We start from the raw sequence: 7,089 nt of genomic DNA on the forward strand, positions 1-7,089 counted from the left end.
AATACATGCGTAAAGTTGGCACCACAAAAAAAATGTTTACTTTTAAGGGATAATTTTTCTTCCACAAAATATGAGCGGCGAACTTTCCAATTCAAAAGTTATTAGGTTAACTATTAACGGAGTTCTTATAGGTTTGGCAGCACTCTTGCTTGCCTTCTTTTTTGAGGCTTTTCGGACAAACAACGCCATTTCATTGTCTGGCTTTATTGCTATTCACCGGAATAATCCAATATTCTACTTTATTGATCTGATGCCATTATTCTTTGGAGCCCTCTCTTTTTATTTTGGAGGTAAGGTTGTCTTAAAAGTGTTGGAGGCTGATCGTTTCTTAGAAGAGGACGAATCAAGAAAAAGGAGGCTTTACCGCTTCGTAGAGCGCATTAGGAATGGTGAAATTGATGCTGATTATGTTGCCGACGATGGAGATGCGCTGGGCAAGGCAATTGTAAACCTACGCGACAACTTAAAATCGAGCAAAATTGAAGAATTAGCTCGTAAAAAGGAAGATGAGCAGCGCGCTTGGATAGCCGAAGGTTTGGCTATGTTTGGTGAGATCTTGCGTGCAAATAATGACAGCATGGAGGAGCTCTCCTACGGTATTGTTAGCCAACTGGTAAAGTATGTAGGTGCCATACAGGGCGGTTTTTACTTACTTGAGGATGAGCACGAAAACGATAAGCATTTTCGGATGACGGCCAGCTATGCCTATGAGCGTAGAAAATATGCCGATAAAAGACTTGAGTGGGGAGAGGGAATGGTGGGAGCATGTGCACTTGAAGGCGATACAATTCATCTGAAAAAGGTTCCAAACAACTACTTAACAATAACATCTGGGTTGGGGAATGCAACTCCTGATAATTTGCTAATTGTTCCACTAAAAGTTAATGGTGAAATACATGGAGTAATTGAGATTGCTTCATTCAAGCCATTTGAAAAGTATGAAATTGAGTTTGTTGAGAAGATAGCCGAAAACAGCGCTACTACCATTTCTAGTGTAAAGATAAACATCAGAACGGCTCAGCTTTTAAGAGATTCACGCGAGCGAGCCGAGGCAATGATAGAGCAGGAGACTCAGCTACGACAAAACATGGAGGAACTGCAGGCGACACAAGAAGAGGCTGCTCGGCAGGCTGAAAAGTTTATCAGTTTTACGAATTCTGTAAATCACACCCTTATACGGGCAGAATATGACGTGAATGGAATTTTGCTATATGCAAATACACAATTTCTGCAAGAATTGGAGTACACCTCCAATAGCGAAGTTGAGGGCCAACATATTTCAATGTTCATCAATAAAAAGGATCGCGTTTGGTTCGACGATCTTTGGCTAAGTCTAGCAACGGGTGGGAAACACTTTGAGGGTGACATGAAGTTGGTCACCAACAGTGGAAAGGATTTGTGGACCATTGCAACTTACACTTGCGTGCGAAACGCCATGGGCGGAGTTGAAAAAATTCTATTTTTGGCTATTGATACTACCGAACAGAAGAAGCAAAGTCTTGACTATGAGGGGCAGATAAATGCTTTTAATCGGAGTAACATGAAGGCTGATTTTACTCCTATTGGTGATATTATCGACGCTAACGAAAAATTTCTGGTAGCTCTAGGTTACACCTCCATTGAAGTTCGCAACAAAACGGTTTTTGATTTCCCTCCGGAGGTAGAAAGAAAATCGCTGGAGAAGGTCTGGGACGATGTAACGCATGGAATTCCCAACGAGGGTGCCATGCGAATGCTTACAAAGAGTGGTGAGGAGCGCTGGATAAGGGGGACCTTTACTGCTGTTAACGACATGTACGACGAAATTGCCAAGGTTGTTTTCATTGGCCATGATATTACGCGCGAAAAGTTGATGGAGCTTGAGACTAAGCGACAAACTGAAATTCTCCGGCAGCAGGAAGAGCAGCTGCGACAAAATGAGATTGAGCTCAATCGAAAGCTCCGTGATGCTCGAGAAGAGGTTAAAAACCAGTTTAAGGAGATTGAGAAAGTTAAAATTAGAAATGAAAAAACTTTGGAGGGCGTTCTTGATTCAGTTGTTACCATTGATCAGCAGGGAGTTATAGAATTTTTCAACAAAGCTGCAGAGCAACTATTTGGCTACGATCGGAACGAGGTTCTGGGCAAAAATATCCGTGTTCTTTTCCCCGGTGATGCCGCTAAGCGTGATGAATTTATTGCCACCTATGTCGATCCTGATAAGTTGAAAATCATAGGACAACGCAAGGAGATTACCATTATGAATAAGATGGGTGATGAGATTCCTGTGCTGATTTTGCTATCTGAAGCTCGGGTAGGGAAGGAATATACCTATACTGCCTTTATCCAAAACATTTCTGTTGACCTTTTTTGATAATCGATAAAATGAGTTAAAGCCCCGGCCGAAAAATTTTATCGGAAGGGGCTTTTTCGTTACCTTTGCTTTGTATTGCATCTAATGTTTTGATGATGGACCACTTTATTGTTTCGGCGAGAAAATATCGCCCTTCTACCTTTGCTTCGGTGATTGGACAGGTATCCATAACCACCACATTGAAGAATGCGATTCAACGAAAACATCTTGCCCAGGCATATCTTTTCTGCGGTCCTCGAGGTGTGGGCAAAACAACCTGTGCTCGAATTTTTGCTAAGACCATCAATTGCCTTAATCTCTCGGCGGAAACCGAGCCATGTAATGTGTGTGAATCGTGCAAATCGTTCAACGAAAACCGTTCACTCAACATTCATGAGCTCGATGCGGCCTCTAATAACTCTGTGGAGGATATCAGAACGCTCATCGATAAGGTGAGAATTCCCCCGCAAATTGGACGTTACAGCGTATATATTATCGATGAGGTTCACATGCTCTCCAACGCGGCATTTAATGCATTTCTTAAGACGCTTGAGGAACCGCCGGCTCACGCCATATTTATTCTTGCTACCACCGAAAAGCATAAAATCATTCCTACCATACTGTCGCGCTGCCAGATCTTTGATTTTAACCGCATACGCGTGGAGGATACCGTCAAGTACCTTGAATATATTGCAAAGGCAGAAGAGGTTGCCTATGAGGTTGATGCATTCAACATCATAGCCCAAAAGGCAGATGGTGCCATGCGCGATGCCCTTTCCATTTTCGATCAGGTAGTCTCCTTTTCCGGTGACAGTATTACCTACCAGAAGGTCATTGAAAATCTAAACGTTCTGGACTATGAGTTTTACTTTCGCCTCACTGAATACTTTCTGCAAGGTAAGTATTCCGATGCAATGCTATTGTTCGACGAAGTATTATCAAAAGGTTTTGACGCTCACAACTTCATTAAAGGTTTAAGCGGTCATTTCCGTGATTTGCTGGTATGCAAAGACCCTAGGACTGTCTCGCTATTGGAGGTAGGAGCCTCTATTGCTGAACGATATCGTGCCCAAGCGCTCATCTCAAGCCCTGAATTCCTTTTTGAGGCAATGGCGATTACCAACAGGTGCGACGTGGGCTATAAAAATAGTAGTAGTCAGCGGCTTCATGTGGAGCTAGCGTTGGTTGAGCTGTGTAATATACTGGCTGAAAAAAAAAAGTCTGATAGCGAGGTAGTAGAAGATGTATTGCCCAAGCCTTATGCTGGGTCACCAACACCTGATGCTGCAAAAGTGCCGAAACCAGCCCCTGCCGTTATGGCGCAAACGGAAGAGCTTCATTCTGCCGCCAGCACTCCAACTGCCAAATCGGCACTAACTGTAGGCAAAACGATAGGAAACGTATCTGGCTACTCTTCTGTTTCAATTAAGAATGCTGTATCCAATGTGCCTAACCCTACTAAAGGTTCTGAAATCATTGATAAATCGGATGATATAGACATAGATGAAGAGCATGAAATTGAGGGGGATGAAATTGTTGATAAGCCTTTTACTGAAGCAGAGCTGAAGATTGTTTGGAAAAGTTATGCTGAAAGGGTTAAGCAAACCAAATTCCGGCTCTATAATGCATTAATGACCTCTGAACCAAGCCTTCAAGATGGCTACAAGGTTGAATTTCTAGTTGTTAACAACCTTCAAAAGGAAGAGGTAGAATACGTATTTAAGGAACTGCAGTATTACCTCCGTAAGAATCTATCTAACAGTCAGATTGAGTTTGTTGTGGATCTTTCAGCCGTGGATCAGAAATCGGTGATATATACTCCTGAGGAAAAGTTTAGGCATATGAGCCAAAAAAACCAAGTATTAATTCTTTTGCGTCAGCAAATGAACCTAGATTTTGAGTAAATTTGTGTATTGGTTGAGCGATGTAATTGTAAATAAAATATAAAGCTATGATTACAAAAAGAATGGAAGACGCAATTTGCGCACAAATAAATGCCGAATACTGGTCGGCATACCTTTACTTAGCCATGTCAGCCCATTTTGTACAGGCAGGATATCCTGGCCTTGCTAACTGGATGCGGATTCAGGCAAAGGAGGAGGGTACCCATGCCGCTAAGTTTTTCGACTATGTGCTCGAACGTGATGGTAAGGTAACGCTTATGCCCATTGCTGCTGTCCCGGCTAAGTGGGAAAGCCCTCTAGTTGCCTTTGAAGATGTGCTCAAGCATGAGCAAAAGGTAACCTCTTTAATCAATGGCTTAATGCAAGTGGCTGTGGAGGAAAAAGACTTCGCCTGCCAGAGTATGCTGAAGTGGTTCATTGACGAGCAGGTTGAAGAGGAGGCCAACGTTAAAGAAATTCTAGATTCACTACGCATGGTTCAAGGCAATGGCAATGGAATGTTTATGATCGACAGAGAGTTGCGTCAGCGCGTTTTTGTTGATGCTACGGCTTCGTCTGCCACTAAGTAAAAAAGGAACGTTATTTGAGTAACACCTTCCGACCTTCCGATCGAAATCGGTAATGGTCGGAAGTTTCTTTGTTAACGCTCTGCAAAACAAAATTTTTTTGGACAAAATATTCAGCTAATTTTGTTGGCAGTTTTAAAAACTATAGAAAATGAGCATTGTTAACGTAATTCTTAAAGGTATCTTCGGTGATAAGTCCGTAAAAGATATAAAGGAGATTACCCCCTTACTGGAAAAAATATTGGAGTCCTATAGCACGCTTCAAGGATTAAGCCATGATGAGCTGCGTGGGAAAACTGCTACCCTCAGGAGAATTATTGGTGAACGAACCAACCCAATTGAATCTCAGATTGCTGAGTTGAAGGTGAAGATGGAGGATGACCAAATCGACATCCATGAGAAGGAATCTGTTTACAATCAAATTGAGAAGCTTACTAAGGAGTTAGATAGTACCATCGAGGAAGTCTTGTTAGAGATTCTTCCTGAGGCATTCGCCATTGTTAAAGAAACTGCTAGGCGTTTCAAGGAGAATACAGAAATTGTTGTTACTGCCTCAGATGCAGATAGAGATCTTGCTGCATCAAAGGATTTTGTTCGTGTGGAGGGCGACAAAGCGATTTATTCCAACTCATGGCTGGCTGGTGGAACCAAAATCACTTGGGATATGGTGCACTACGATGTGCAGCTGCTTGGAGGTATTGTGCTCCATCAGGGTAAGATCGCTGAGATGGCTACCGGTGAAGGAAAAACATTGGTTGCTACGCTCCCCGTTTTTCTAAACGCCATAGCTGGCAAAGGAACTCACATTGTTACGGTGAACGACTACTTGGCTCGACGTGACTCCGAATGGATGGGACCGCTCTACCAGTTTCATGGACTGTCGGTGGACTGTATCGACAAGCATCAGCCTAATTCCGAGGCACGTCGTCAAGCCTACAACTGCGACATTACCTTCGGGACCAACAACGAATTTGGCTTCGACTACCTCCGCGACAACATGGCGCTTAGCCCTGAGGATCTCGTGCAGCGAAAGCATCATTACGCTATTGTGGATGAGGTTGACTCCGTGTTGATTGACGATGCTCGAACACCATTGATTATTTCAGGTCCCATCCCGAAAGGGGAGGATCAACTCTTTGAAGAGTTTAGAGGGCACGTGGAACAAATCTATAACCAGCAGAAAAACCTCGTTACCCAAATTCTGACCGATGCTCGAAAGCTTGTTGCAGAAGGTAAAAATGAAGAGGGTGGCCTATTGCTGATTAGGGCACATAAAGGATTGCCCAAGTATAAGCCGCTTATTAAATATCTTTCGGAGCCAGGTAATAAGGCGCTTATGATGAAGAGCGAAAACTTTTACATGCAGGACAACAGCAAGAACATGCATGTGGTTACCGATCCGCTCTACTTTGTAATTGATGAGAAGCAAAATTCCATTGAACTTACTGATAAGGGCATCGACTACATCACCTCCTTTGTGAATGATTCTAAGTTTTTCATTATGCCCGACATTGGCTCGGAAATAGCAGAGATAGAGAAGAACTATACCGATCCACAAAAAAGGCTTGAGGTTAAGGATGCGATGCTTGCCGACTTCTCTGTTAAGTCAGAGCGTATCCATACTGTAAACCAACTCCTTAAGGCATACTCCCTTTTCGAACTCGACGTGGAGTATGTGGTTATGGATAATAAGGTTAAGATTGTGGATGAGCAAACTGGCCGTATTCTGGAGGGTCGACGATACTCCGATGGTTTGCACCAAGCCATTGAAGCCAAGGAGCGCGTAAAGATTGAAGCAGCCACACAAACATTTGCCACCGTTACCCTGCAGAACTATTTCCGAATGTATCACAAGCTGGCAGGTATGACGGGTACTGCCGAGACTGAAGCGGGTGAGTTCTGGCAAATCTACAAGCTAGACGTAGTGGTGGTTCCTACCAATGTTCAGATTGTTCGAAAAGATATGAACGACTTGGTTTACAAAACTAAGCGTGAAAAATATAATGCCGTTATCGACGAGGTAGTTCGGTTGGTTGGTCTTGACAGGCCGGTGCTAGTAGGTACTACCTCCGTTGAGGTGAGTGAATTGCTAAGCCGAATGCTTAAGCTTAGGGGTATTAAGCATAATGTGCTTAACGCTAAGTTGCACCAAAAGGAGGCCGACATTGTTGCTGAGGCAGGACGCCCCAAAACGGTAACTATTGCAACCAACATGGCCGGTCGTGGTACCGACATCAAGCTCACCCCTGAAACCCGTCAAGCCGGTGGTTTGGCCATTGTAGGTACC

At 43.4% G+C, this 7,089-nt stretch carries 4 protein-coding genes; all 4 read left to right on the forward strand.

Going from position 1 to position 7,089, the window contains the following annotated elements; genetic code table 11:
* Positions 1-70: 70 nt before the first annotated feature.
* Positions 71-2,353: a PAS domain S-box protein gene (locus VMW01_03085; GenBank protein HUW05224.1), complete on the forward strand. Its 2,283-nt coding sequence runs from the start codon at positions 71-73 to the stop codon at positions 2,351-2,353.
* 95 nt (positions 2,354-2,448) lie between these two features.
* On the forward strand, positions 2,449-4,236 hold the full coding sequence (locus VMW01_03090; protein ID HUW05225.1) for a DNA polymerase III subunit gamma/tau: 1,788 nt from the start codon (positions 2,449-2,451) through the stop codon (positions 4,234-4,236).
* Between the two features lie 47 nt (positions 4,237-4,283).
* Entirely contained in the window at positions 4,284-4,805 is a 522-nt protein-coding gene (locus tag VMW01_03095; protein HUW05226.1) for a ferritin, read from the forward strand.
* A 148-nt stretch (positions 4,806-4,953) separates the two neighbouring features.
* On the forward strand, positions 4,954-7,089 hold a 2,136-nt coding region (locus VMW01_03100), incomplete at its 3' end, for a hypothetical protein (protein ID HUW05227.1).

The organism is Williamwhitmania sp., from assembly GCA_035529935.1.
Lineage (GTDB): Bacteria > Bacteroidota > Bacteroidia > Bacteroidales > Williamwhitmaniaceae > Williamwhitmania.